The organism is Empedobacter sp. UBA5528, assembly GCF_002426075.1.
Taxonomy (GTDB): Bacteria; Bacteroidota; Bacteroidia; order Flavobacteriales; family Weeksellaceae; genus Empedobacter; species Empedobacter falsenii_B.
Map to the genome: position 1 here is coordinate 34770 of NZ_DINY01000013.1, position 849 is coordinate 35618.

The 849-nt window shown below is 32.6% G+C and carries 1 protein-coding gene; it reads left to right on the top strand.

What is annotated here, in order from left to right; genetic code table 11:
- Positions 1 to 849 (top strand): MutS-related protein (locus tag B4L98_RS03550; protein WP_414646665.1); only part of this gene is annotated, 849 nt, incomplete at both ends.

Below are 849 nucleotides of genomic sequence, written 5' to 3' on the forward strand. Positions count from 1 at the left end.
AGCGTTATATTACCGAAGAATTAAAAGAGTACGAAACACAAATTCTTGGTGCAGAAGAAAAAATTCTTGCTATAGAAAATCAATTATTTATTGAATTGTTACAAGAAATTATCACTAAACTTTTACCGATTCAACAAACGGCAAAAGCAATTGCATTTTTGGATGTTTTGTCAACTTTTGCAGAAATAGCAGAGAAAAATAATTACACAAAACCTTCTCTTAATGATGGTTTTGAACTAAATATAAAAGAAGGTCGTCATGCTGTGATTGAGCAACAATTACCAATTGGTGAACAATATGTGTCGAATAATGTTGAGTTAAATTCGGATCATCAGCAAATTATTATGATTACTGGACCAAATATGTCTGGTAAATCGGCGCTTTTACGTCAAACTGCTTTGATTGTTTTGATGGCGCAAATGGGAAGTTTTGTTCCAGCTCAAGCTGCAGATTTAGGAATCATTGATAAAGTTTTTACTCGAGTTGGTGCTTCAGATAATATTTCATCAGGTGAATCGACATTTATGGTCGAAATGAATGAGACAGCAAGTATCTTAAATAACATTTCGGAACGAAGTTTGATTTTATTGGATGAAATTGGTCGAGGAACTTCGACTTACGATGGAATTTCGATTGCATGGGCAATTGCAGAATTTTTACATCAAAGTGCCTTGAAACCAAAAACATTGTTTGCAACGCATTATCATGAATTGAATGAAATGTCAAAATCGATGGAACGTATCAAAAACTTTAATGTTAGTATCAAAGAAACAAAAGATACAATATTATTTTTGAGAAAATTAGTTCCAGGAGGAAGTGAGCACAGTTTTGGTATACATGTTGCTAAAA